The sequence below is a fragment of the Thiogranum longum genome, from assembly GCF_004339085.1.
Lineage (GTDB): Bacteria > Pseudomonadota > Gammaproteobacteria > DSM-19610 > DSM-19610 > Thiogranum > Thiogranum longum.
This window is the reverse complement of record NZ_SMFX01000001.1, coordinates 436,504-462,189: the sequence shown is the minus strand read 5'-3', so window position 1 is coordinate 462,189 and position 25,686 is coordinate 436,504. Positions and strand designations below refer to the sequence as shown.

Sequence of the window (25,686 nt, the reverse complement as noted above, 5' to 3'; positions counted from 1 at the left end):
GTAGACAGTAAATTCGAGCCCGGTACCACATACAAAACTCCTCCTGTTCCGATATTCTATCCCGGTTGGTGCGGGCGTGACAGATAACTTTCACTGGCCATTTCTGTCAGCCGGCTGGCAGTACGCTGGAAAGGCTGCACAAGCTGTTGCCCCGTGTATAACTGACCAGGCGTCGCGTCTACAGTCATCACCAGCTTGACCCCGTGATCATAGAGCGCATCAATCAAATGCATGAATCGCCTGGCACCCTCGTCCATCTCCGCTGACATCACCGGCACAGTCTCAAGCAACAGAGTATGAAACTCACACCCCAGCTCAAGGTAATCACGCGCCGAGCGGGGGCGCAGACACAGCTCATCGAAGGTAAACCAGGCGATGCCGTCTGCCAGCGCGACTGTATGCAATTCACGTCCTGCCAGGCTCAGCACTCCGTTTTCAGTTGGCGAAACGCCGGCAAGCGCATCAAGATGCTCCCTGAGCCACCTACGGGCCTGCTCCAGATCCCTGCCAACAAGGCTGGTACCCCCTTGCTGCAGCAGGGCAAGCCGGTAATCTTCACTTCCGTCCAGAACCAGGACTTCTGTGTGCTGTTCGATCAGCTCAATTGCGGGAACGAAGCGCGCTCGCTGCAACCCTTCATGGTAAAGCCTTCGGGGCTCGATATTGGACGTTGCCACCAGCGTGACCTGTCGCTCGAACAAAGCTTCGAGCAACCCTGCAAGCAGCATTGCATCGGCCACATCGGTAACATGAAATTCATCAATACATAACAGGCGAACGTGTTCTGCCAGCTGGTCTGCCACAATCAGCAACGGGTCGGGAGTTTTTGGCAATGCATCGAGCGCCTCGTGAATCTCCAGCATAAAGCGATGAAAATGCACGCGACGTTTTTTGTTGAAGGGCAAACTGCCAAAAAAAGCATCCACCAGCCAGGTCTTGCCTCGCCCTGGACCACCCCACAGGTATAAACCGCGCACGGGTGGCAACTGTTTGCCAGACAGACGCTGCCAGAAATTGCGGCGTGCAGGCGGCTCAAGCAAAGCTTCATACAAGGCCTGCAAATACTCCACAGCTTTTGCCTGGCAAGCATCTGAATGGAATCCCGGTGTCACCAGCGCAGCCCTGTAGTGCTCGCGGGGTGCCATTTTACTGTCCGGCAAGGCAGCTTTCACTGGCTCACAGAATCTGAATATCGAGACCCAGCGTCCTGCAATCGCCTTCACTTGCCGGGCTGGTGACAACAGCTATGCTTGCCTGCTCGGGCCGGAGGTAAGTTTCACCTACCCGCCTGAGATCATCCAGCGTGACATCCAGTATTCGCTTACGTTGCGCCTGACGCCGTTCAGGCGTGCGCCCGTGCAAAGCGCAAAGAAAGGCATCACGCGCCTCTCCAGCCGGCGATGCGGGCTTGTCGATACTGCTGATAACACCAAGAATCGCTTCTTCGAGCAACCGCCACTCGTGCTCTTCGGTCAACAACCATTCAACTGCGTGATCAAAGTCATCCAGTGTCTCGGCAAGCCGGGGATCACGGTATGAGAAGAAACGGAATGCTGCATTATCGGAATCATGGCTGGCACCACCGCCATAGGCACCACCCTGCTCACGGATTGCCCGGTGCAGGTAGCCATTTCGCAGGAAACCGGGCAGCACTGCAAGTGCAGCCGCATCGGGGTGCTCTGCCGGGACAGTCTTGTAGGCCTTGGCGCAAAAATTCACCTGGGTATTGGCAATCCATGCTTCACGCACACGCGCACTGACTTTACCCGGTACAAATGGCGTATGGTTACTGCTATCGATCTGCACACTCGACCAGGCCTGCTTCAGTTCTTCGCGCACCTGCGCATGCCGTTCGGCTTCACTGATCAGCAGGAACTGGCGAGGTGCGCTGCGAATGCTTTCATGCAGGGCTGCCAGCCGATCTGCATAGACTTTTACCTGACCTGCATCAGAAAAGGAATCGTCGAGTTGCTTCAGTGAACGAATACCCGCAAGCCCGCGCAACCTGTGTGAAAGAGCCGTGCCGGGGCTCATCCCGGAAGAAGCGGCCAGCATGGCAAGCCCGTGGCCGTTGCCGGTAACGCTTTGCTCACACTGTGCACGATGCTGCGCCACCAGGTCACGAATACGGTCGTACTCATCAAAACGCGGAGACTCCAGCGTGTCGCGCATCAGATTGCCAAGCGCAGCATGATTGCGCGCCAGCGCCTTGCCGGACAGTACGAAAAAGCCTTTCAGCGACTGCTCGTCATCCACATTGCCACGCATGCTGCTACTGGCGTTCACGCCACCCGACACACTGGTTTGCAATTCCTGTGTTTCCAGGTAATCACGTCCACCACAACCCAGTTGAGCGAGGCTGTAGCTGTAGCCCGGAAAGGCGTCGAGCAGCTCGTCATCCAGCTGCGGCAAGTCAGCGACGACCTGCTGGTAAACAAGGCCGTTGGTACCCTGCGGGTAGAAGCTGAGTGGCAGGCTGGCAACCTGCTCCTGCTCGCCGGAGGCAATATGCATTTCTGTCGGGACATCTTCCAGCCCGACCTTGGGCAGCGCGGAAGGATCATCCTCCTGCGACTGGCGTTCGGCCAATGCCTTCGCCTGTGCAATAACAGCCTGTTTCTGCACATCATCCATCTGTGCCTTCATGCCGGCCAGGCGCTCTGCTTCGGCTGCCTCGCGGCGCGCCGACAACGCGGTATCCGGCACCAGCGTCACATGAACCCGATGACAGTTCTCCAGCAACAAACCACGCACAAGCCCAGGAATATAATCAGGATCCTGGATCAGCTCACGCAGCTCATCCAGTACCGGATCCAGGTTCATCAGCCCTACCGGGTCGCCGCGGTGCGTGGCACAGGACAAACCCTCCAGGATCAGCTGCAAACCGTAAGGATAACCGTCACCGGAAATTTCGCGCTGTCCCAGTTCCAACTGGTGCAACACCGCTTCGATGCGTGATTTTTCTATACCCTTTTCGGCAACTTCGCGGAGCACATCCAGTACCAGCTCCTCCATTGCGTGCGTATTTTCCGGTCGGCTTCCCTCCAGACCACAGACAAAACTCATTTCCCGGTTGGAAGCCTCCAGCCCGCATAACGGTGATGGCGCACTCCCGAGGTCAGTTGTCTCCAGGGCACGACGCAGCGGTGACGCGCTGTCATCCAGCAGCACACCTTCCAGCAGCTGCGCCTCCAGCTGTTCTTTCAGGTTGATACTGGGGCCAAGCAACCAGCCCATTACCAGATGCGTCTTGTCTCCCACTTCACCCGGTTCGTCAAAGGCATAACTCTCCTGTACATAGACAGGCGCGTGATAGCGTTTTTCATCACCCACTGCGATATGCACATCAAGCTTTTCAAACTGCGACAAGGCCTTGTCATGAATGCGCGCGTGGTGTTCAAAGACAGGTATATCTCCAAAGGTCATGAACACAGCATTGGAAGGGTGGTAGTGGGTGCGATAAAAGGCTTTCAGATCTTCATAAGCCAGGTCGGGTATACACTCCGGATCACCACCACTGTTGTAATGGTAAGTGGTGGTTGGAAACAGGTATTTGGTCAGGGTCTGCCATAAAGTGCTGGCTGGTGAACTCATGGCGCCTTTCATTTCATTAAATACGACGCCCTTGAATACGAGTTCGGTATCAGGGTTGTCCATCTCGGCAAATTCCACACGATGGCCTTCCTGGGCAAAATCCAGCTCGTGCAGGCGAGAGAAAAACACCGCATCGAGATACACGTCCATGAGGTTGTTAAAATCCTTGCGATTCTGACTGGCAAACGGGTAGGCCGTCCAGTCACTGCTGGTAAACGCATTCATAAACGTATTCAGCGAACGGCGTATCATCATGAAGAAAGGGTCGCGTACCGGGTAGTGCTTGCTGCCGCACAGCGCGGTATGTTCAAGAATATGTGCTACGCCGGTGGAGTCCATGGGTACCGTACGAAGCGCCACCAGAAAAACATTCTCAGGGATATCCGCAGCCAGGTGATAATGAGCCGCACCGGTCACACGGTGCCGGTACTCCTCGATAACCAGGTTCAGGGATTCAATACGTTCACTACGGACCCACTCGAATGCATCATGTACACGGGAAGGGGCTTGCCCGGGTGAAACCGTGGAATTATCAGCCACTACACTGCTCATATAAACCTGTATCCTGTTCGTTGATAGCCGGGAATGGAGTGATTGTAACGCGCTGGACAAGCCCAGCGCCATGATGCATTGCCCGGACGCGGACAGCCCAGTAGAATGCGCCAAATTCCCCAAAAATATCACGCCAATGAAACTTGCCTCATTCAATACCAACAGTATCCGCATGCGTCAGCATCAGCTGGAAAAGCTGGTCGAGAACCACTCGCCTGACATTATCGGCATACAGGAGACCAAGGTTCAGGACGAGGATTTTCCCCTGTCAATGGTCGAGGATCTGGGCTATCACGCAGCTTTCCATGGGCAAAAGACCCACTATGGCGTCGCCATACTTTCCAGGCAGGCACCTGTTGCAGTACGTAAAGGGTTTCCCCATGATGGAGATGATGCCCAGCGACGCCTGATCAGCGCCGATTTCGAACTTTCAGACGGGCGCACCCTCAGCGTCATCAACGGCTATTTCCCACAGGGCGAAAGCCGTGATCACGAGACCAAATTCCCGGCCAAGGAAAAATTCTACCGGGACCTTGGGGCGCTCCTTGAATCTGATTATGATCCACAGCAGCCGGTGGCGCTGATGGGGGACATGAATGTGGCGCCTCTCGACCAGGATATCGGCATTGGTGCCGACAACGCCAAACGCTGGCTGAAAACCGGCAAATGCAGTTTTTTACCGGAAGAACGTGAATGGCTGCAAAAACTGGCCGATTGGGGGCTAACCGATACCTTTCGCCACCATTACCCGGATATTGACGACAAATTCAGCTGGTTTGACTACCGCAGCCGTGGTTTCGAGCGTGAGCCAAAACGCGGACTGCGCATCGACCTGGTCATGGCAACCCGCCCGTTGATGGAACGTTCTACCGATGCAGGTATCTCATATGATATCCGCGCCATGACCAAACCCTCGGATCACTGCCCCGTCTGGGCACGATTCGACCTTGAATAACAATCAGAAAGGCCTTGTTACACCTGACGGGAAACATACAATGCGTACCATGAAAACCACGCAGTACACCACATGGATATTTCTGACGACACTGCTGTTTGCCGGCACGGCTTCTCTCGCCCAGGCCATCCCGGAACCCGAGGCAGGTAACGACCCGCAGCCGGTTATCGCAGACACCATCAATCAATTGATAGATCGCCTGGAAGAAAACCGGGAAAAAATCAAACAGGATGATTCCATTGCCTACAGCATCAGCAATGAGCTGATCGCACCACATATTGATTTTCCGCGAATTGCCCGCCTGGTCGTAGGGAAATACTGGCGCAATGCGACTGATGCGCAACGTAAACGCCTCATCGAAGAAATCAAAACCCTGCTGACCCGTTCCTACGTTACTGCAATGACCAGCTACGTCGATGAAATCATTGACCACAAGGACAGCATCAAATATCAACCTTCGCGCTATAAGCCGGGGGACAGAAAAGCCTCGGTACGCGCAACCATCGAAATTGACAAGGGCAAGACCGTGGACGTGCAGTACCAGGTTTACCTCAATGACGGAAAATGGAAGATTTATGACATTCGCATCGAAGGTATCAGCCTGGCCATTACTTACCGCACCAGCTTTGGTGAAACCATCCGTCGTGAGGGTATAGACAGCCTTATTGCACAGCTGGAAGAACGCAATCGCAAGGGCGAAGTAGAACTTCCCGCTTCAGTTTCTGCGCCTTTCAAGGACCAGACAGGCTCGGCAAATCCCTAGGCTCCACGCCCGCCCGGGGCATCAGGAGATATCATGGTCCAGTCCCTGGCGTGGCGGCATTTGCAGGTAATAACCTTCTGCCTCGATTTGCGCCATCACTTCAACAACATCAGCCTGTGCCAGCTTGCGCTGGTCGTGCAGTTCTACGTCCGTAACAAACTCAAGGTTTCCAAGCAAGGTCTTCAGTGCGTCCGGCACACGTTCCATATCCTCGCCTTTTTTAACGAACAGGTAGTAGTCAAACTGCCGGAGACTCTTGTACACCAGACACTGCATGCGCATGATCTTGCTTACGAGGAACGCGGTATAAAATCAACCGCAACCTCTTTTGTATAAGGCTCATCGAATACCAGCTCTGCCGACACTGCATCGCCTGCCAAACGTGCCTTGACCTGGTGAAGGTCTGGCAAGCGGCTGGCAAGATACGCGCAGGATGCCGCTATGAGGGCATCATCACCTTCCTGCATAGCCTCCAGCAGGTGCAACGCCACAAACTGGGCGCGTTGCACACGGTCGGGATGTTTAATACTTTCCCCACCGAGCCGGATACCCTGGTCCATTTTCTGGTCCATTCGATCAAGAGATGCCAACCGGGACTCCGGCAAAAGTTTTCCCCGATCGTATTCAAGGTGCGGCTCTCCATCTATCACGACGGTAAGCACGGGTGTGGGGCTGGCTGCTTTAGTCATAGCCTTGCATTATCCTCATTTTCGCCGGGCGGCTCCAGAAATTCCTCGACCCAACCGGGTACACCGTTATCGTGGTCGCCTTGCCCGCGCCAGATCCGCCACAATACCCGCCTCATCAAGTGCAGCCCAGTCCTGGTGGTTGAAGGTAATCATCCCGCCACACAATTCATACCATGAGAATCCACTGGACCAGTCCGGCAGTTCAAATTCACCCTGCTTCCGTCGCGGCATGCAATACAGGCGGCCGGGCGCATAGAGCAGGTTGTATGCCTCATTCTGCCTGTGTAATTCAGCTATCTCATTCCATGCCGATTGCGGGTCATTGAACACCCTGCATTCCGCCGGGTAATTCTGCGCACCACCGTTATGCGCCCATAACGATTGCTCAACCGGCAATAATTTATTGCGCACAAACAACTGCAGGTGCAGGTGATTCACCGAGGCAAAAGCACCGAGTGCATTGTAGCCGACACGCACACCAGGCAGAGTGCCCGACAGGTACTCGACCAGTTGCCAGACGAAGTAGTGCATGTCTTCAAACAGATATTGGGACAGGCACTGTTGACGATCCGGAACCAGCAGACTATGCATTTCGACAAACGGGTACTTGTTGTAATACAAGTCAATGTGATGTCCAAGCAGATCACCGGATGCGAGTGCCTCCTGCTGTATGAACGGCTTGTTAAAGTTGAATGCCGCAGCATCGAATGGGGACTGAATAGATGTCATCGGACGCTGGCTGTTGCGGAGTGGACGGAAGGCCCGCAGCTGGTTGAACTGCACCTCCCACGGACCTTCATCACGTTGCTCGGTCAGCTTAAGTGCCTTCATCCCGATAGTGCTTATCTTCAGAAATACCAGCAGGTCGTCATCGGCCTCTTCAATGCGCTGGCCCCGCGTCAGCGCACCTTGCAGGTTGGTCAGCAGCGTATTGTATTGCGCGCATAACCCGGGTTCGAGCGTACTCCACAGGCGCGCATCAAAACTTGCATTCGCCACAACCAGGATAAAAAGGTTCATGCCACCACAATCCAGCAATCGCTCCAGCCCGCTTTCAAAGTGACTGCGCAGGGCTTCCTCGGATGTAAACAGGGTTTCAAGACCGGACTTATCCACCATGCGCTGTTTTCCTGTTATGGAGATTCGCCAGCAGGATATCAGCTGCCTGCCCGGCACCATTATTCTCACAGGCGTCTATAGTCAGACTGCGCGCCTGTTCGACAACTCCGCTCAGCTCTCCCGTTTCCAGCCTGCATGACTCTACACGAATCGCCGCATTGTGCTGTTCCAGCCAGTCGAGCAAACTCTGCTCTTCCGGCCAGTCCGGGCGTGGAATATAGAGCAATGGTGTTGCATTTACGACGCATTCAACGACCGTGCCATAGCCGCACTTGCCCAGCACCCCGTCACAGGAAGCCAGCAGGTCGGTAAACGTCATACCGGCTTTCGACAATGAACTGACATCCGGGTGCTCAACCTGCCAGTTGTCACTAACCAGCCAGTGTATGCCCTGCCCGGATGGCCAATGCCCGATATTGAACCGGGTATCCACGCCACCGGGCGCCACCAGGATCAGTGCAGTCTGACTGGTCAGGCCGAGTCGCTCATTGATTTGCTCGCGGCAATTATTGCCACGCCTTGCGATTGGACCGACATCGGTTGTGTTATCGAGAAATGCCATCGGCATGGATGGCTGCGGGCAAAAGAAGATCCGGGCCGAGGCATAGGCGGCTTCCATCTGCGCCAGTATGTGCGTGGCTTCCGGCCTCGCCTGGAAGTAATGGCGGTAGACATCTGCCCAGTTCAGGGAACAAAGCGCAAAGGCCGGCAACCCGGCCTCTTCAGCACCTGCCAGGGACAGGCAGGACACATCCGACAATACCAGATCGACCTGTTGCCGCTCGATAAATTGCGCCTCGGCTGTAACCTGGATACTCCAGCTTTCGTGCAACTGCTCGTAACGCGCCGCACTGGCATCCAGGTCAATCTTCAGCGCGGAGTGCATCACAAGACCGAAATCGGAAGCGTGCCTGACATAGTGAAATTCACCTTCTATCCGCTCACGAAGAAAGTATTCTGGCAGGGTCGTTGCCAGCGTCAGGGAAAGATCCGGAACACGTTCTCGCAAGGCATTCAACACCGGCGCGAGTTGTGCCGCATGTCCGTAACCATGCGGCGTTATGGCGGCAAGCAGGTGGGTCATATAACGGCTTTAAAAGCTAACTGATGCCCACTTCAGAGCACCCCGGCCGCCTGCTGGTCCGCGTGATAGGATGAACGCACCATCGGTCCACTGGCCACCTGACTGAATCCCATGGCTTCACCGGTTACACGCAGCTGTTCAAATTCATCCGGGTGAACATAACGGTCAACAGGGAGATGATGCTTGCTGGGCTGCAAGTACTGCCCAAGTGTGAGCATATCAACATCGTGGTCACGCATATCTCGCATGACCCGTTCAACTTCCTCGATGCTCTCACCCAGACCCAGCATAAGCCCTGACTTGGTCGGCACGCCAGGATGCTCCTGCGTAAATTTTTTCAGCAGTGTCAGTGACCACTGGTAATCAGAACCGGGGCGGGCTTTCTTGTAAAGACGCGGGACGGTTTCCAGGTTGTGGTTGAATACATCCGGTGGTGCCGCGCGCAGTATATCCAGCGCGCGATCCATTCGACCACGGAAATCCGGTACCAGTATTTCAATGCGGGTGTCGGGATTGCCTTCCCGAATCGACTGTATACAGTCGACAAAATGTGCTGCACCACCATCACGCAAGTCGTCACGATCCACCGAAGTAACCACCACGTAACGCAACCCCATCGCCTTGATGGTTTCCGCCAGGTGCCGCGGTTCCTCGGGATCAAGCGGGTCGGGCCGCCCGTGTGCCACATCGCAGAACGGACAACGTCGTGTGCAAATATCACCCATGATCATGAAGGTCGCCGTACCATGCGTAAAACACTCACCAAGGTTCGGACAGGAAGCTTCCTCGCAAACGGTAAATAAACGCTGGTCACGCAAGACACGCTTCAGTCGCTGCACCTCCGGCCCGGCCGGTGATTTTGCACGTATCCAGGCTGGCTTGCGCATCGGCCGGTCGGTCACCTCGACCTTGATCGGTATGCGCGAGGTCTTGGCCTCGCCGCGCTGGTGCTTGGGCTGTTGCTCTGACATGGGTTATTAACTCTTTATCCAGGTTTTTGTTGCTCAAGCCGCGCCAGCAAAGCGGGCAGCCAGTCCTGCGCAACTGTTTCAACACTGCCGGCAACACCAAGGTCACGCAACTGTGTTACGTCCATTCCTGCATAGCCGCAGGGATTAATACGTGAAAAAGGCTCAAGGTCCATATCCACATTGAAGCTCAATCCATGGTAGCTGCAACCTCGCCGGACACGCAGGCCAAGTGCCGCGATCTTTGCACCATCCACGTATACACCCGGCGCATCACGACGTGCATGTGCGCTGATACCTTGTGAACCCAGCCAGTCGATCACTGACTGCTCCAGTAGTTCCACCAGGCCACGGATCCCCAGGTTACGTGCCCGCAGATCAAGCATCAGATAAGCCACCAGTTGCCCCGGACCGTGGTAGGTCACTTGGCCCCCACGGTCCACCTCGACAACAGGGATGTCACCCGGCGCCAGCAGGTGCTCTGGCTTGCCGTTCATTCCCTGCGTGAACACCGGCCGGTGCTCCAGCAGCCAGATAGCATCATCACCCGGACCGCTGCGATGCTCCGTATGCGCCTGCATCTGCCGCCATACCGGTTCGTAGTCACTCAGACCGAGCCGGCGGACAGCGGGTGAACCCACCTCGCTTGCGGAATGGCTATCTGCCGTGCCTGTGGCGTAAACAGATGTCATCGCAACGCTAACCTAGAGCACCATCAACATGTCTTCGCAAGCTGTTAGCTCACGGTACAGGGCATCCAGCTGCGCCTGACTGGTAGCACGCACTACAAAGGTCGCTGATAAATAGTTACCCTTTCCACTGGCCACGATGCGCATATTTCCTTCTTTAAAATCCGTTGCATGGCGGCGGACAATCTCCAGCGCCCGGGTCTCGAAGCCGGATGCCGCCTTACCCATCGCCTTGATGGGAAAGTCGCAGGGAAACTCCAGGAGTGTCTGTTGCTGTTCCATGATTACCTATAATAAGGCATGTGCCGACAATTTACCCCGTTGGCTGGTTGAGGAATAACGTCATGCACCTCTCGCACACCGCTATTTCCCGCGCACTGCGGCTAGTTTCCGGCGAACATTTCCCGGATACGCCGCTGCAGGGCCGGCACCAGATCGGCTTCAAACCAGGGGTTGCGACGCAACCACAACTGATTACGGGGCGAGGGGTGCGGCGTCGGTATCACATCGGGCAAAAACTCACGCCAGCGTTGCACCGTTTCAGTCACCGTGCTGCGACCCGCGTCAGGGAGGTGATATTGCTGTGCGTAGTGGCCGATCAACAGGGTCAGCTCTATATCCGGTAAACAGGCCAGTAATTGTTCCCGCCATAGTGCAGCGCACTCCGGCCGGGGCGGCAAGTCGCCCGACTTGCCCCGGCCCGGGTAACAAAAACCCATGGGGACAATGGCGATATGGCGCTCATCGTAGAAGAATTCACGCTCCACTCCCAACCAGTGACGCAACCTGTCACCACTGGGATCGTTCCAGGGAATACCGGTTTCGTGTACGCGGGTACCGGGTGCTTGTCCGACAATCAACAGACGCGCTGAACTGCTCGCGCGCAACACCGGGCGTGGTTCAAATGGCAGTACAGCTTCACACGCCCTGCAGGCGCGCACTTCAGCAAGCAACTTGTCGAGCTTGCATTGCCGTACAGCCGATCTATCAGGCACTTTCTCCACGCTCACTACCGTCTTCCCTCAAGGAGGCACAAAACGGCTCCAGCCATGCCAGTGCATCGGCTTCACTGGTAAATATCCGGGTCGGGTAAGGAGGCTTGTTGAACTTCATGAAGATATCAGCCATCGCGCGGGTAAAAACTGACTTGACAAGAATGGCCATGGCGCTGACAACTTCAACTGCACCATCGCTTGAAGCAAACTCTTTTGCTTCGTGTTCAGCCTCCGCAACCGACATGGCATAAACAAGCAGCGGACCACACTCGCTTCTTATCTCCCGGTGCTGTCTATTCAGTTCCTGGACATCTTTCAGAGTAAACAGATAGTCCTGCGGAAATTCGATCCGCATTATACCGTCGTCGCCCAACCAGATGCGTGGTGTAGATTGCATACTATCCTTATGAAGATTAGCTGACAGACAGCACTATCACACAGAGCCTGATGGAATCACAAGCTTTCCGATAAGGACCTCGCCACAAAGACAAATTTATGCGACAAGTTCATTAAGATTGAAGATAGGCAATAAAATAGCCAGCACGATCACCAGCACAACACCGCCCATCAGCAGGATCAGGACAGGCTCAAACAGCCCCATCACGGCAGAAATCAGTGTTTCGATCTCACGCTCCTGGTTGATGGCTGCACGCTCCAGCATTTCCTCCAGTTTGCCACTGGTTTCCCCACTGGCAATCAGATGGACGGTCATGGGGGGAAAGTAGCCACTACTGTCCAGCGCCGCCGAAATGCTGGCGCCTTCACTGACCTTGCGCGTGGCGTCCTCGACTGCTTCGCGCATGGGCAGATTGGACATAACCTCGGCGGCAATCCTCATGCCCTCCAGCACCGGTACGCCACTGGCGGTAACAATACTGAAGGTACGGGCGAATCGTCCTGCGTTTACACCACGCTCCAGCCGGCCGATGATGGGTAACTTTAGCAAGGTATTATGAAAACGGCGCCTGGGGCCTTCCTTGCGCAACATCCAGCTGAAGGTAGCAACACCCGCCGCCACCAGCAACAGTATGACAATGCCATAGCTGCGCATAAAGTCACTGACTGCAATCAGGCCACGGGTCAGTGCAGGTAACTCCTGGCCAATGTTATCGAACACCTGCACGACCTGTGGCACGACGTAAGTCATCAGGCCGATGACAACAAAGACTGCAACCAGTGTCAGCATGGCCGGGTAGAACAGTGCCAGCTGTATTTTCTGCTGCATCTGCTGACGGTTTTCGGTGTAGTCGGCAAGCCGTTCGAGTACGACATCGAGGTGACCGGACTGTTCACCGGCAGATACGGTGGTGCGGTACAACTCGGGAAAAATATGGGGAAAATCACCCAGCCCTGTTGCCAGGGTATGCCCTTCCATCACGCGTGCGCGTACGGCAAGTAACATGCTTTTCAGCCGTGGCTTTTCGTTCTGCTGGGCAGCAGCCTGCAAGGCTTCTTCCAGTGGCAGCCCCGATTTCACAAGGGTCGCCATCTGGCGGGTTATCAATGACAGGTCAGTTGCGCTGATACCGCGGCGCAGGCCGCTCTTTGTGCGGGTGGTAGAGGATTTACTTTCACGTTGACTGGCTTCCTGCACCTCCAGCGGAGTCAGCCCCTGGTCGCGCAACTGCTGGCGAATCTGGCGCGGGGTATCGCCTTCCAGCACGCCTTTCTTTTCCTTGCCGCCGTTATCCAGCGCGATGTATTCAAATGCACCCATGACGTTGCCGTTTGCTCAGCCTTCGCGGCTCACGCGCAGAACTTCTTCGACGGATGTCGTGCCTGCCAGCACACGTCGCCAGCCGTCCTCACGGATACTGGGAGAGTGGCGGCGCGCCAGCTTTTCCATTTGTTGCTCACCGGCACCGTCATGTATAGCCGAGCGAATATCATCATCAATTTCAATCAACTCGTAGATGCCCGTTCTGCCCCGGTAGCCCAGATGGTTGCACTCTGCACAGCCTTTGGGATGGTACAGCGTGGGTGGCTCTTCCACGCCTATACCCAGCAACTCACAATCGGCGGCTGAAGCGGTATAAGGGTCCTTGCAGTTGTCACACAGGACCCGCACAAGGCGCTGCGCCAACACACCTATCAGACTGGATGACAGCAGGAAGGGCTCGACACCCATATCACGCAGACGCGTTACCGCACCCACCGCACTGTTGGTATGCAGGGTGGAGAACACCAGGTGCCCGGTAAGACTCGCCTGTACTGCAATCTCTGCGGTTTCCAGGTCACGGATTTCACCGACCATCACCACATCCGGATCCTGGCGCAGGATGGCACGCAAACCGCGCGCAAAACTCATTTCCACCTTGGTATTGACCTGGGTCTGACCAATGCCGTCAAGGTAATATTCAATAGGGTCTTCCACCGTCATAATGTTACGGCGGTTGTCGTTCAAACGTTCAAGCGCTGCATACAGTGTGGTGGTCTTGCCGGAACCGGTTGGGCCGGTAACCAGCATAATGCCATGTGGCCGGCGAATCAGGTTGTCTATCAGCTTGCGGGCATCCTCGGCCATACCGAGATGCGCAAGATCGAGCCGCCCGGCCTGCTTGTCGAGCAATCGCAATACAACGCGTTCACCGTGTCCTGACGGCAAGGTGGAAACACGAACATCCACGGCGCGGCCCGCAACGCGTAACGAAATCCGGCCGTCCTGGGGCAGGCGTTTTTCGGCAATGTCGAGCTTCGCCATTACCTTGATGCGTGACACCAGTAACGGTGCAAGCACACGCTGAGGCTGAAGCACTTCACGCAATACGCCATCAACGCGAAAGCGTACCACCAGGCGGTTCTCGAAAGGTTCAATGTGGATATCAGAGGCATTTTCCTTGATCGCCTCTGTCAACAAGGCATTGATCAGTCGAATGATCGGCGCGTCGTCCTCGCTTTCCAGCAAGTCTTCGGTTTCCGGTAATGCCTGCGCAATGGTGAACAGGTCCAGGTCATCGCCCAGATCTTCCATCATCTGCATGGCTTCATTGGAGCCCTGCTCGTAAGAGGTCGCAAGCAAGGCATCGAACTGCTCCTCGCTGATCTCCTGCAACTTCAGCGGCCGACCTACCAGCCGGCGCACCTCGATCAGGGCACTGGGCTCAACGCCCGGTCGCAGCATTACGCTTGCATGGTCGCCTGTCAGTTCGGATACCAGGACACCATGGCGTTTGGCAAAACTGAAACCGGGACGTCGCCCCTGGCCAGCACCTGCCCCAGCGACGGTTTCAGCAACCACGTTACCGGATTCTGCTTCAGCCATCTTGATCCGGACCACTGGTACCGGCTGCCGGCTTGTCGTCACCGGAAGGTTCAAACGGTGGCGGCAACTCCAGAAGTTTGTCGAATTCCGGCAACCTTGGCATCAGCGCTCCCGGTATCAGCGGTACCTTCTCATCATGCAACTGGAACTGGCGCGCACGCAACAAGTTGTACTTGCCCGCAGAATGGCGATCTGTATCCGAGGCATTACGCAGTATTACCGGGCGTATAAACACCATCAGGTTGGCCTTGTCATGATTGGTACCGGTTGAACGGAACAGGGCACCGAGTATCGGCAGATCACCAAGCAGCGGAATTTTCTGCTCCGTTTCAGTTACCCGGTCTTCAATCAGGCCGCCGAGCACGATCACCTGACCGTCCTGAATCAGTACATTGGTTTTGATGGAACGCTTGTCAGTAATAATGTCGCTCGCGGCAGCACTCTGGGATATAGATGATATCTCCTGCTCGATTTCCATCATGATGGCGTCACCCTCATTAATCTGGGGCTTGACCTTGAGTGTGATACCCACGTCCTGGCGCTGTATGGTCTGAAAAGGGTTTACCGTATTTCCGGCGCTGGCTCCTGCCGTGTTTGAAAATGAACCCGTCACGAAAGGCACATTCTGACCGACAACAATTTCAGCTTCTTCATTATCGAGCGTCGTGATAGACGGGGTTGAAAGGATATTCGCGTCGGTATCCGCCGCCAGTGCCTGCAATACCGCACCCCACTTGAGTTTTCCACCATCTGTGACGTTGCCACCACCCAAAAGCAATCCGGTAGAAACTCCGGGGAAGGTGCTTGTTGCAATCCCGTTAATGATAGCCGCGGCAGGAATACCGCCGGTATTATCAAAATTGCTTCCACCAACCGGCGCGCCTGTACCACCGGTACCGTCAAAGGCCCACTGTACGCCAAGTTCGCGTGCCTTCTTCTCACTGACTTCAGCAATGATTGCATCGACCAGGACTTGCGAGCGGCGGATATCCAGCTGCCTGATGACAGCCTCCAGTGATCGCATCAACGCCGGAGGTGCCGTGATAACGAGAGCATTTGTGGCTTCGTCCGCCTGAATATCAAGTTCCTTGTCGATATTGGCCGGCGTGGCGGGCTTGCCCTTGGTCTTCACACCCTGGATCTTGCCGACTCCACGCAGTGTTTCAACCAGGTCAGCTGCCTTGGCGTACTTCAGGTAGATAACCTTGGTGTTTCCACCTCGCTCCAGCGGGGTGTCAAGGTGCGAAATTATCGCGCGCAAACGCAGGCGACTGGAACGATCACCACCCAGCAGCACACTATTGGTACGCTCATCCGCAACCAGCGTCTGCGCTGAAGCCTGGGCGCCCTTGGCCTGTCCTGGCCCGCTACGGCTGATCGCATTCAGCACACGTACGACTTCTGCAGCCGAAGCATGCTCCAGGCGAATAACCTCGATTTCACTGTCGCTGACCTTGTCGATACGACGAATGATATTGACCAGCCGCGCAACATTTTCGGCGCGATCAGAGATAATCAATACATTTGTGGTTGGATACGCTGCCAGGTGGCCCTGCTGCGGCACCAGCGGACGTAAAATCGGAACCAGCTGCGCCGATGCCACATTATCGACCTGGATGACCCGTGTCACCATTTCATCGCCCCGGCCCGGTTCAGCATCGGTGGCATTGGGTATGCTGTCCTGCTTGGCGCTGACATCGGGCAGGATTTTTATAACCTGCCCACTCGGGACAGCGGCAAATCCATGCACCTTGAGGATAGACAGGAAGACCTGGTAAACCTCGTCGCTGTTCATCGGGCGTGACGAGATCACCGTCACCTTGCCCTTTACTCGAGGATCAACAATGAAGTTCTTGCCGGTCACTTCTGCAACTGTCCCAATCAGCGCATTGATATCAGCGTCTTTAAGATTAAGCGTAATAGTCTGTGCAAACAGTGGCGCTACCCATATCAGGCACAGCGCCAGCAAAACACTTCTCCATGTTCTTTGTCTGAATATCAGCCGATCTACCACATCTATGCTCCCGCTTACCGCGCCGATGCCGGCAAGGTTAAATTTAGTGATATTTCCTGTCCGGCGCGCTGCAGGGTGACGTTAACCGAATCGCCTTCACCCAGCGCCTGCATAGCCTTCATGCCTTTCGCCGGCGCATCAATCTGCACACCGTTTATCGAAGTTACAATGTCGCCCGGTTTCAGGCCCAGGTCCTTGAGCGCACCGCGCTGTTTGCCCGGTTGTAGCCGGAAGCCGACAAATTTACCGTTTTGTCGTGCCGGCGTAGCGCGCACATAATTCAGAAACGAGGCCGGATTTTGCTTGATCTCGTTACGGTATTTGTTGAATGCCGTAGCCCGGTTACTGCTGCTACTCCCGCTAACGCCATACGCCGCACGATTCCCGAGTGACGACGTTTTCGATGTATCGCGCTTCCTTGGAAGCTTCAGCGTCTCAAATCGCCCGTTGCGTTCGAGAATAATCCGGTCCGGGTAAATTTCGGATAGTTTTGCTCCACCCGGGAGGGGGTCGCCCACCCCGTAGGTGTCTTCCTTGCCTTTCGGGTCTGCAATAATGGCTCGTCCCAATGTTTCATCAGGACTCGCAAATACACCCTTCAGGGTCAACCTGAGTCGAGTCTCAGGGGCGCTGAGAGGGGTGGATTTTTTCGTGACAGCCTGTTGTCCCGCCACACCAAACAAATGCCAGCTGGCCAGTTCCTTCTCATTGGATGCAGTCTGCCTGCGCTGTACCGGCTGCAGATCAGATGTCACCGTTGTGACCTCATTCCTGGGCGAGGAAGGAACAAGCAGCCAACTCAGGCCGGCAAGTTGCCATGCCAGCCAGACAACAAGCAACCCATTGATAATTTTGATGAATAACGAAATCTGCCCCGCATTAAACGGAGGCTTGAACGCATTCTGTGGAAGCGTGAGACTTACCATGGGTTTATAGCTTCACAATATCCCTGAACAATTAAACGCGGCCGGATGGTAAAGAACTTAAACGATCGTGGCTAAATATCTTGATTTTACCGGACTTTCTGATTTTAGCCCAATTTTGACATAAATTACCGCATGTCGTTCAATACTATAAACCTGTGTATAGCATTCAGGATGCCGAGCGTCGGCCACCACCTCTACTCCTGCTGGATGATCCCCTTCCATCACCGCCACTTCGTCCGCGCCCTGGTGGCGCCTTGCGCTGGGGTCGTCTTACCGGTGGTTTGGGCTTCGCCAGCATATCATCCGTTACGCGCTCTACCGGGATGCTGTGCCCTATATAACGCTCAATATCAGGTAACGAGTAGACGAATCGCTCACAGGCAAACGTAATGGCATCACCCTCAGCGCCAAGCCGGGCGGTTCGACCGATACGGTGCACGTAATCCTCAGCCTCTTGCGGCAGGTCATAATTGAATACATGACTTACATCCGGAATGTGTAATCCACGCGCCGCCACATCGGTTGCCACCAGCACAGCCAGTTCACCGTCCTGAAATTTCTTCAGCAATGTCTGACGCTTGTTCTGGGGAACATCACCGGAAAGTATGGCCGCCTTGAAGTCATTACCCTCGAGAAAGCTCCACACTTTTTCCGCATCGCGCTTGGTATTGACGAATACAATGGAGCGTTGCGCGTCAATACGTCCCATCAAACCCAGCAACAACGGAATCTTTTCATCATTGGCGGTGTGATACAGCACCTGCCTCACCTTGTCAGCCGTTACCTGCTCGGTCTCGACCTTCACCAGTTGCGGGCTGTTCATGTGCTCGTAGGCCAGTTCGTTGACACGGTGCGACAACGTTGCCGAGAACAGCAGTCCAAGCCGTTGGTCCGGTGGCGGACATTGTCGCAGCAGGTAGCGCACATCCTTGATAAAGCCAAGATCGAACATGCGGTCCGCCTCGTCCAACACTACTACCTGCGCCTGCTTCAGATCAAATACATGCTGCTTGAAGTAATCGATAATACGGCCCGGTGTACCGATCAGTACGTCAACGCCTTCGGATATATAGCTACGCTGTTTTTCGTAATCCGTACCACCGTAGGCAATACCGAGCCGCAGCCCGGTATGCTGCCCAAGTATCATCGCGTCGCGATGAATCTGGATTGCCAGTTCGCGGGTCGGTGCAAGAATGAGTGCGCGCGCCTGGGTTGGCTTGCGGCCTTCCGCGGGCGGGTGAGTCAGTAAATGATTGAAGGTTGCAATCAGGAATGCCGCAGTCTTACCGGTGCCTGTTTGCGCCTGACCTGCGACGTCCTCGCCTTTCAGCGTTAACGGCAAGGTCTTTTCCTGTATAGGAGTACATGCTAAAAAGCCCGCATCCTCAATGCCTTGAGCAAGTTTATCGGGCAAATCAAAGCTGCTGTAGAGAATTTCGCTTAAGTGAGTATCAGTCATAGGTATGCAGCATAACGAATTTATTCGCGTTTATCCCGAATTTGGGCTTGCAATCGAACGGTTTTTGGGCTGAAATTAGAATTACTGTACAGCGGATGGTTGGTTGACGGCAGAAAACCGGTAAACCAACAGCTTCCCGCGAAGTAGATGAAGTCGTCTTAACAGACCCATTCAAACTCGACATCCCAAATTTGTATTCCATTTTGTATTGCGGTCAGGAGGCCCAAAGCGTGAGCGATAATATCGTTTATTTAACTGACGAATCCTTCCAAAACGAAGTCCTTGATTCACCCAAACCTGTGTTAGTGGATTACTGGGCTGAATGGTGTGGTCCCTGCAAGATGATTGCACCCATCCTGACCGAAATTGCCGAAGAGTATGAAGGCAAAATCAAGATTGCCAAATTAAACATCGATGACAATCCGCAGACGCCACCCAAGTACGGTATCCGCGGCATTCCAACCCTGATGTTATTCAAGGATGGCAATGTTGAGGCGACCAAGGTGGGCGCACTGTCCAAATCACAGCTGACCGCCTTCATTGATACAAACCTGTAACGTGCTGCCTGACAGCTGCACACTGAACAAACCCCGGAGATCATTACCAGCCAGGGCATTAACCATCCCGACAACATTACCGCAACAGTAATGTGCCGCTAACCGCCACTGCCTTTCTTTCAGTGGCGCCTTTCCAGCAACCCAATACGACTAAAAACGCTTATGAATCTAACAGAACTCAAACAGAAACCCGCTTCCGACCTCATCAAGATTGCCCAGGGCATGGGCATCGAGGGTACGCGATCACGCAAACAGGACGTCATCTTCTCCATCCTCAAGTCGCACGCCAAGAGCGGCGAAGATATCTTTGGTGACGGTGTACTGGAAATACTCCAGGACGGCTTCGGCTTCCTGCGCTCGGCAGACAGCTCCTACCTGGCTGGCCCGGATGATATTTATGTTTCACCCAGCCAGATTCGCCGCTTCGGGCTGCGTACCGGTGACACTGTCTCCGGCAAGATCCGGCCACCAAAAGAAGGCGAACGCTATTTTGCGTTACTGAAAGTCAACGAGATCAACTACGAAAAACCCGAGAACGCCAAGGGCAAGGTGCTGTTTGAAAACCTGACACCACTACACCCGAATGAGCGCCTCAAGCTGGAGGTGGGCAACGGCAGCACGGAAGATATTACCGCGCGGGTTATCGACCTGGCCTCGCCAATCGGCAAAGGGCAACGTGGGTTGATTGTCTCGCCACCGAAAGCCGGCAAGACCATGCTGCTGCAGAACGTGGCGCAGTCCATCACTACCAATCATCCCGAATGCTACCTGATCGTACTTCTGATCGATGAACGGCCTGAAGAAGTGACGGAAATGGCGCGCTCGGTGCGCGGTGAAGTCGTTTCATCCACCTTTGATGAGCCAGCCAGCCGCCACGTACAGGTCGCCGAAATGGTGATCGAGAAAGCCAAGCGCCTGGTCGAGCACAAGCGTGACGTGGTAATCCTGCTGGATTCGATCACACGCCTCGGACGTGCCTACAACACCGTTGTACCATCCTCCGGCAAGGTACTGACCGGTGGTGTCGATGCCAATGCCCTGCACCGCCCGAAGCGCTTCTTCGGTGCAGCGCGCAACATCGAGGAAGGTGGTTCGTTAACTATCATCGCCACTGCGCTGGTGGAAACCGGTTCCCGTATGGACGACGTCATTTACGAAGAGTTCAAGGGTACCGGCAACATGGAAATCCATCTCGACCGCAAGATAGCCGAGAAACGTGTTTACCCGGCCATCAACATCAACCGTTCCGGTACGCGCCGCGAAGAGTTGCTGACCAAGCCGGATGAACTGCAGAAGATATGGATCCTGCGCAAGCTGCTGCACCCGATGGATGAACTGGCAGCCATGGAATTCCTGCTCGACCGGCTGAAGGCCGTCAAGACCAATGATGAATTCTTTGACTCGATGAAACGCTAGAGCTTCCGGAGTTTGTTCGCTTCCCGTCATTCCGGCGAATGCCGGAATCCATAAGGTTCAGCGTACTGGATGCCGGCCTGCGCCGGCATGACGAATCAGTCCGGAACATCCGGGACAATCACTCCAGCCAGCGGTTCTTCAGCTGCACATAGTGGTCAGCTGAGTAGCCCAGAAACGCTTTTTCCTTTTCCGTCAGCTCGCGCTGGCGCCGTGCTGGCGAGCCCACATACAGGTAACCGCCTTCCAGATCCTTGTCCGGCGTCACCAGTGCCCCGGCGCCTACCATCGCGCCGGTACGGATTAGCGCGCCATCCAGCACCACGGCCCCCATACCGATCAGGCAACGGTCTTCCACGGTGCAGGCATGCAGGACAACCTTGTGCCCGACCGTCACTTCGTCACCAATAATCAATGGCTGCCCACCCGGGGCAAAGTCACTATCGTGGGTAACGTGCAGAACAGAACCATCCTGGATATTGGTACGTGTGCCTATGCGGATAAAGTTAACATCACCACGCACCACACTCATGGGCCAGATCGAACTGTCGGCGCCAATCTCGACGCGCCCGGCCACCATTGCCTGCTCGTCAACGTAGACGCCCTGCTCAAGCTTCGGACTATGACCATCGAAAGTTCGAACCGACACGAATGATTCCGTTACAACCAGTAAGCCATGCCGGTCATGATTCTGGAGGTCACGCCCATCAGCGCCTTCACGGGCGCGGGCAGCTCAACACCCCCGGCGGCTTTAGCCAGTTCACCATGGTGCGCCTCATCAACCTTCATCTGCTCCAGCACGGCCCGACTCTTGCGGTCTTTGGGAGAGATCTTTTTCAGGTGTTCGTCAAGGTGCTCTATAACCTGGCACTCGGTTTCCGCCACAAAACCCAGACTCCACTTGTCACCGGCAAGTCCGGCCGTTGCACCAATGGCGAACGAACCCGCATACCAGAGCGGGTTGAGGTAGCTCAGGTGCCCGTCAAGTGCATGCACACGCTTTTCACACCAGGCGAGGTGGTCGTTTTCCTCAGCGGCAGCACGCTCCATGCGCTCGCGCACCTCGGGCAGTTTCGCCGTTAACGCCTGCCCCTGGTAGAGCGCCTGGGCAGCAACTTCACCGGAATGGTTTACCCGCATCAGGCGCATGGATTCGGTTTTCTCCGCCTCGCTGAGCTCGCCTTCCCCGACTCCCTCAGCCGGATCGGGACGCTCTGTGACCAGCGGGCGCCCTGCCAGCGTGCGCAATGCCTGGTCAAAGTTCATCACAAGCTGGTCAAGCGGCGTGTAGTGTCGTGTCATCATGCCAACAGTGTCGGTGATTTACCGGGCAGATTCAACACGGACATGTGCATTAAAGCGTGCCCTGGCATTTAACGCCGCGGCAGATTCCGCCCGTAGAAAATTTCCATAATTTCATGCTCCACCTGGCGACTGATCCGGCGCTTTTCCGCTGCCGTCATGGCCTCTACCCCGACACCGAACAGGTAATCATCAAGCGACAGGTTTTTAAGCCGCATCTTGGTATGGAAAATATTTTCCTGGTAGACATTCACGTCGACCATTTCGTAACGCTCTTTGGTGTCACGCGGCAGGAAATTCTGGATTGAATTGATTTTGTGATCGATAAAATGTTTTCGGCCCCGCACATCGCGCGTGAAACCCCGCACCCGGTAATCCAGGGTGACGATGTCCGACTCGAAACTGTGTATCAGGTAATTCAATGCCTTGAGTGGCGAGATGCGCCCGCAGGTCGAAACATCGATGTCCACCCTGAAGGTGCTGATGCCGTTGTCCGGATGGCTCTCGGGGTAGGTGTGGACCGTAACATGGCTTTTATCGAGATGACCCACCACCGCATCCGGCAAGGGCCCAGGTGCTTCAGTATTGGAAACCTCCGGCTCTCTGGCAGCGTCCTCGGCAATCAGCATGGTTACACTGGCCCCCTCAGGATCATAATTCTGATGCGCAATATTGAGGATATTTGCATCAATAATGCTGCACACGTCCGTCAGGATATGGGTGAGACGCTCTGCATTGTACGCTTCATCAATATATTCAATGTATTCACGCCGGTCGCCCGCTGAGCTGGTGTAACAAATATCGTAAATATTAAAGCTGAGGGTCTTGGTCAGATTATTGAAACCTTGCAGCCTGATTTTCTTCATGGCAGCGCCAGGCACGGAAATTCGCCTAACGGTCAGCAATGGGTGGGTGGTAAATCATCTGCACAATCACCTTTTCTGGCCCCACGCAATAAAAACTGCGCGCACCGTCACGGTGTGTACGCGGCTCTGATTTCATCTCGACACCATTGGCCTGCAGGAAGTGGTGCCAGTCATCTACATCTCCCGGTGTCTTCATAATAAAACCGATATGGTCCAGTAACTGACCCTTTTCTGCAGGTGCAGCATCACGACGGTGCAGCGCCAGATTGTCATTGCCGGATGTGAGGTACACATTATCAGGATCAGGCCGCCATTCCACACGCATGCCCAGCAGGCCAACATAAAACTGCTCTGCAACTTCAAGATCGCGTACATACAGTGCAATGTGCCGCATGCCAGCGGTCGGGTTTGGCCGCTCCATTCAGGCCTCCCGGATTTCGTAGTCGTGTGTGATAGTGGCCGTCTTGCCAAGCATAATAGATGCCGAACAGTACTTCTCGGCTGACAGGGAGACAGCGCGTGCAACGCGCTTGTCGTCCAGCGCCTTGCCGGTTACGATGAAATGCACGTGGATGGCCCGAAACACCTTTGGATCCTCGTCGGTGCGTTCGGCTTCAAGCTCCGCTACGCAGTCGGTTACCGGCTGGCGGGACTTCTTCAGAATATGCATCACATCGAAGGCTGTACAGCCGCCCATCCCCAGCAACAGCATTTCCATCGGACGCACACCCAGATTGCGGCCACCGTGGTCCGGCGGGCCGTCCATGACAACGGCATGTCCGCTACCGGATTCACCGATAAACGTCGCGTCCTGGACCCATTTAATGCGTGCCTGCATGGCGAATACCCTCGCAAAACTTTCAAAATGTGAAGGTTATCACAGTTCAGCAGATGCACCGCCCACAGTGGAGGCATCCCGTTCAAGACCGGCACCTCTCCTGCCGAAACAGGTTGTATTCGACCCATTCCCGAACAGGACGGCGGAATTCACCCCGCCACAGAAAGGTAACCACATGGCCCAGACACTGCTGAAACCCGCTGAAACCACGACCGTTGACCGGTTTCTGGAAAACTGCCATCGTCGCCGCTACCCGGCCAAGAGCGTCATCATCTACGCGGGCGACCAACCAGATGTGCTGTATTACATCGTCGAAGGCTCCGTCAGTGTGCTGATCGAAGATGAGGATGGCCACGAAATCGTTCTCGCCTACCTGAATCCCGGTGACTTCTTCGGCGAAATGGGCCTGTTCGGCGAAGACAGCGACCGCAGCGCATGGGTGCGCACCAAAACGCAGTGCGAGCTCGCAGAAATCAGTTACAGCCGCTACCGCCAGCTGACCGAGAATGACCCCGGCATCCTGTACTTGCTGGCCGGCCAGATGGCCAGCCGCCTGCGCCACACCAGCCGCAAGGTCAGTGACCTGGCATTCCTGGATGTCACCGGCCGGGTGGCACGCACACTGCTGGATTTGTGCAAGCAGCCGGATGCCATGACTCACCCGGACGGGATGCAGATCAAGATTACCCGCCAGGAAATCGGGCGCATTGTCGGTTGTTCGCGTGAGATGGTAGGGCGGGTGCTGAAATCACTTGAAGAGCAAGGACTGATCACGGCCAAGGGTAAAACCATGGTGGTGTTTGGCGCCCGTTAGAAGAAGATCTCGCGCAATTTTCTGCCCGGGTCTTCGGCCTTCATAAACGCCTCACCCACCAGGAAAGCATGTACATCAGCCGCGTGCATACGCTGCACATCTTCCGGAGTATGAATACCACTCTCGGTGACGAGTAAACGGTCTTCCGGGAAATCCTGTTTCAGTGTCAACGTTGTATCCAGCCGGGTTTCAAAGGTCCGCAGGTTACGGTTATTCACACCAATCAACGGTGCCGGCGTGGCCAGTGCGCGCGCCATCTCTTCGGCATCGTGGACTTCTACCAGGGCATCCATACCGAGCTCGGTGGCCAGATCCAGCAATGCTCCCAGCGCCCTGTCATCGAGCGCGGCAACGATCAGCAGGATACCGTCCGCACCCAGCACTCTCGCTTCCCATACCTGGTAGGGATCAATCACGAAATCCTTGCGCAATACCGGCAGCCGGCAGGCGGCGCGCGCCTGTTGCAGGTAGGCATCGGCGCCCTGGAAGAAATCGATATCAGTGAGTACGGACAGGCAGGCTGCACCGCCTTTTTCGTAACTGGCGGCAATCTCCGCGGGCACGAAGTGTTCTCTCAATACGCCTTTGCTGGGGGAGGCCTTTTTGATCTCCGCGATGACGGCAGCATCACCTTCGACGGCACGACGGCGCAAGGCTTCCAGGAAGCCTCTCGGTGCGCTCGCGCTTTCAACCTGTTCACGCAACGCCTGCAACGGAACCCTGGCACTGCGTTCGGCGATTTCCCCGGCTTTGCGCTGGAGGATTTTTTTCAGGATGTCTGGCGTGTCGGACATGGATGGAATTCCGGGATGGTATGCTCAGGAGTA

The 25,686-nt window shown here is 55.3% G+C and carries 27 protein-coding genes; 5 read left to right on the top strand and 22 right to left on the bottom strand.

Annotated elements, in window-relative coordinates; all coding sequences use genetic code 11:
* Positions 1–56 precede the first annotated feature (56 nt).
* Positions 57–1,145, bottom strand: coding sequence for a cell division protein ZapE (zapE, locus tag DFR30_RS02210; RefSeq protein WP_132971117.1), 1,089 nt, complete (start codon positions 1,143–1,145; stop codon positions 57–59).
* A gap of 31 nt (positions 1,146–1,176) precedes the next feature.
* A complete protein-coding gene (locus DFR30_RS02205; protein ID WP_132971116.1) occupies positions 1,177–4,146 on the bottom strand; it encodes an insulinase family protein in 2,970 nt (989 codons plus the stop codon).
* A gap of 136 nt (positions 4,147–4,282) precedes the next feature.
* Between DFR30_RS02205 and xthA the strand changes: the two genes are divergently transcribed.
* Both xthA and DFR30_RS02195 read left to right on the top strand, forming a co-directional pair.
* A complete protein-coding gene (gene xthA / locus DFR30_RS02200; protein ID WP_132971115.1) occupies positions 4,283–5,101 on the top strand; it encodes an exodeoxyribonuclease III in 819 nt (272 codons plus the stop codon).
* Between the two features lie 40 nt (positions 5,102–5,141).
* Positions 5,142–5,864 (top strand): MlaC/ttg2D family ABC transporter substrate-binding protein, encoded by a 723-nt coding sequence (locus DFR30_RS02195; protein ID WP_132971114.1) that lies wholly within the window; start codon positions 5,142–5,144, stop codon positions 5,862–5,864.
* Positions 5,865–5,885: 21 nt separating this feature from the next.
* Here the strand turns inward: DFR30_RS02195 and DFR30_RS02190 are convergent, their stop codons facing one another.
* The 14 genes from DFR30_RS02190 to DFR30_RS02125 all read right to left on the bottom strand — a co-directional run bounded on the left by DFR30_RS02190 (position 5,886) and on the right by DFR30_RS02125 (position 19,069).
* Positions 5,886–6,146: a YcgL domain-containing protein gene (locus DFR30_RS02190; protein WP_132971113.1), complete on the bottom strand. Its 261-nt coding sequence runs from the start codon at positions 6,144–6,146 to the stop codon at positions 5,886–5,888.
* An 8-nt stretch (positions 6,147–6,154) separates the two neighbouring features.
* On the bottom strand, positions 6,155–6,553 hold the full coding sequence (locus DFR30_RS02185; RefSeq protein WP_132971112.1) for a hypothetical protein: 399 nt from the start codon (positions 6,551–6,553) through the stop codon (positions 6,155–6,157).
* A gap of 66 nt (positions 6,554–6,619) precedes the next feature.
* Positions 6,620–7,672 (bottom strand): GDP-D-glucose phosphorylase 1 family protein, encoded by a 1,053-nt coding sequence (locus tag DFR30_RS02180; RefSeq protein ID WP_132971111.1) that lies wholly within the window; start codon positions 7,670–7,672, stop codon positions 6,620–6,622.
* On the bottom strand, positions 7,662–8,756 hold the full coding sequence (locus DFR30_RS02175; RefSeq protein WP_132971110.1) for a glycosyltransferase family protein: 1,095 nt from the start codon (positions 8,754–8,756) through the stop codon (positions 7,662–7,664). The genes DFR30_RS02180 and DFR30_RS02175 overlap by 11 nt, the downstream gene beginning before the upstream one ends.
* A gap of 32 nt (positions 8,757–8,788) precedes the next feature.
* The gene (lipA, locus tag DFR30_RS02170) at positions 8,789–9,727 is read right to left on the bottom strand and encodes a lipoyl synthase (RefSeq protein ID WP_132971109.1); all 939 of its coding nucleotides are present in this window, start codon (positions 9,725–9,727) and stop codon (positions 8,789–8,791) included.
* Between the two features lie 14 nt (positions 9,728–9,741).
* Complete coding sequence (gene lipB / locus DFR30_RS02165) at positions 9,742–10,416, bottom strand: lipoyl(octanoyl) transferase LipB (RefSeq protein ID WP_132971108.1); 675 nt, start codon at positions 10,414–10,416, stop codon at positions 9,742–9,744.
* 12 nt (positions 10,417–10,428) lie between these two features.
* Positions 10,429–10,695 (bottom strand): YbeD family protein, encoded by a 267-nt coding sequence (locus DFR30_RS02160; RefSeq protein WP_132971107.1) that lies wholly within the window; start codon positions 10,693–10,695, stop codon positions 10,429–10,431.
* A 101-nt stretch (positions 10,696–10,796) separates the two neighbouring features.
* Positions 10,797–11,408, bottom strand: a complete 612-nt coding sequence (locus DFR30_RS02155; protein ID WP_132971106.1) for a uracil-DNA glycosylase family protein — start codon at positions 11,406–11,408, stop codon at positions 10,797–10,799.
* Entirely contained in the window at positions 11,401–11,805 is a 405-nt protein-coding gene (locus DFR30_RS02150; RefSeq protein ID WP_132971105.1) for a DUF7793 family protein, read from the bottom strand. The genes DFR30_RS02155 and DFR30_RS02150 overlap by 8 nt, the downstream gene beginning before the upstream one ends.
* 96 nt (positions 11,806–11,901) lie before the next feature.
* Positions 11,902–13,125 carry a type II secretion system inner membrane protein GspF gene (gene gspF / locus DFR30_RS02145; protein ID WP_132971104.1) on the bottom strand — a complete coding sequence of 408 codons (1,224 nt, stop codon included), beginning with the start codon at positions 13,123–13,125 and terminating at the stop codon, positions 11,902–11,904.
* Between the two features lie 15 nt (positions 13,126–13,140).
* Positions 13,141–14,670 (bottom strand): type II secretion system ATPase GspE, encoded by a 1,530-nt coding sequence (gene gspE / locus DFR30_RS02140; protein WP_132971103.1) that lies wholly within the window; start codon positions 14,668–14,670, stop codon positions 13,141–13,143.
* Positions 14,663–16,684, bottom strand: a complete 2,022-nt coding sequence (gspD, locus tag DFR30_RS02135; protein ID WP_165869065.1) for a type II secretion system secretin GspD — start codon at positions 16,682–16,684, stop codon at positions 14,663–14,665. The genes gspE and gspD overlap by 8 nt, the downstream gene beginning before the upstream one ends.
* 14 nt (positions 16,685–16,698) lie before the next feature.
* Positions 16,699–17,610, bottom strand: a complete 912-nt coding sequence (gene gspC, locus DFR30_RS02130) for a type II secretion system protein GspC (protein ID WP_132971101.1) — start codon at positions 17,608–17,610, stop codon at positions 16,699–16,701.
* Positions 17,611–17,776: 166 nt separating this feature from the next.
* Complete coding sequence (locus tag DFR30_RS02125; protein WP_132971100.1) at positions 17,777–19,069, bottom strand: DEAD/DEAH box helicase; 1,293 nt, start codon at positions 19,067–19,069, stop codon at positions 17,777–17,779.
* A 230-nt stretch (positions 19,070–19,299) separates the two neighbouring features.
* On the opposite strand from DFR30_RS02125, the gene trxA reads away from it, so the two are divergent.
* Positions 19,300–19,626: a thioredoxin TrxA gene (gene trxA / locus DFR30_RS02120; protein ID WP_132971099.1), complete on the top strand. Its 327-nt coding sequence runs from the start codon at positions 19,300–19,302 to the stop codon at positions 19,624–19,626.
* Between the two features lie 162 nt (positions 19,627–19,788).
* Positions 19,789–21,042: a transcription termination factor Rho gene (rho, locus tag DFR30_RS02115; protein WP_132971098.1), complete on the top strand. Its 1,254-nt coding sequence runs from the start codon at positions 19,789–19,791 to the stop codon at positions 21,040–21,042.
* 118 nt (positions 21,043–21,160) lie between these two features.
* Here the strand turns inward: rho and DFR30_RS02110 are convergent, their stop codons facing one another.
* The 5 genes from DFR30_RS02110 to DFR30_RS02090 all read right to left on the bottom strand — a co-directional run bounded on the left by DFR30_RS02110 (position 21,161) and on the right by DFR30_RS02090 (position 24,045).
* Positions 21,161–21,688 carry a gamma carbonic anhydrase family protein gene (locus tag DFR30_RS02110; protein ID WP_132971097.1) on the bottom strand — a complete coding sequence of 176 codons (528 nt, stop codon included), beginning with the start codon at positions 21,686–21,688 and terminating at the stop codon, positions 21,161–21,163.
* An 11-nt stretch (positions 21,689–21,699) separates the two neighbouring features.
* Positions 21,700–22,344 carry a 2-polyprenyl-3-methyl-6-methoxy-1,4-benzoquinone monooxygenase gene (coq7, locus tag DFR30_RS02105; protein WP_132971096.1) on the bottom strand — a complete coding sequence of 215 codons (645 nt, stop codon included), beginning with the start codon at positions 22,342–22,344 and terminating at the stop codon, positions 21,700–21,702.
* 68 nt (positions 22,345–22,412) lie between these two features.
* Complete coding sequence (gene speD, locus DFR30_RS02100) at positions 22,413–23,207, bottom strand: adenosylmethionine decarboxylase (RefSeq protein ID WP_132971095.1); 795 nt, start codon at positions 23,205–23,207, stop codon at positions 22,413–22,415.
* Between the two features lie 25 nt (positions 23,208–23,232).
* Complete coding sequence (locus tag DFR30_RS02095) at positions 23,233–23,628, bottom strand: VOC family protein (RefSeq protein ID WP_132971094.1); 396 nt, start codon at positions 23,626–23,628, stop codon at positions 23,233–23,235.
* The gene (locus tag DFR30_RS02090) at positions 23,629–24,045 is read right to left on the bottom strand and encodes an OsmC family protein (RefSeq protein WP_132971093.1); all 417 of its coding nucleotides are present in this window, start codon (positions 24,043–24,045) and stop codon (positions 23,629–23,631) included.
* A gap of 175 nt (positions 24,046–24,220) precedes the next feature.
* Between DFR30_RS02090 and crp the strand changes: the two genes are divergently transcribed.
* Complete coding sequence (crp, locus tag DFR30_RS02085) at positions 24,221–24,859, top strand: cAMP-activated global transcriptional regulator CRP (protein WP_132971092.1); 639 nt, start codon at positions 24,221–24,223, stop codon at positions 24,857–24,859.
* On the opposite strand, the gene trpC is transcribed toward crp, so the two are convergent.
* On the bottom strand, positions 24,856–25,653 hold the full coding sequence (gene trpC / locus DFR30_RS02080) for an indole-3-glycerol phosphate synthase TrpC (protein ID WP_132971091.1): 798 nt from the start codon (positions 25,651–25,653) through the stop codon (positions 24,856–24,858). The two genes, crp and trpC, sit on opposite strands and share 4 nt — an antisense overlap.
* Between the last annotated feature and the right edge of the window lie 33 nt (positions 25,654–25,686).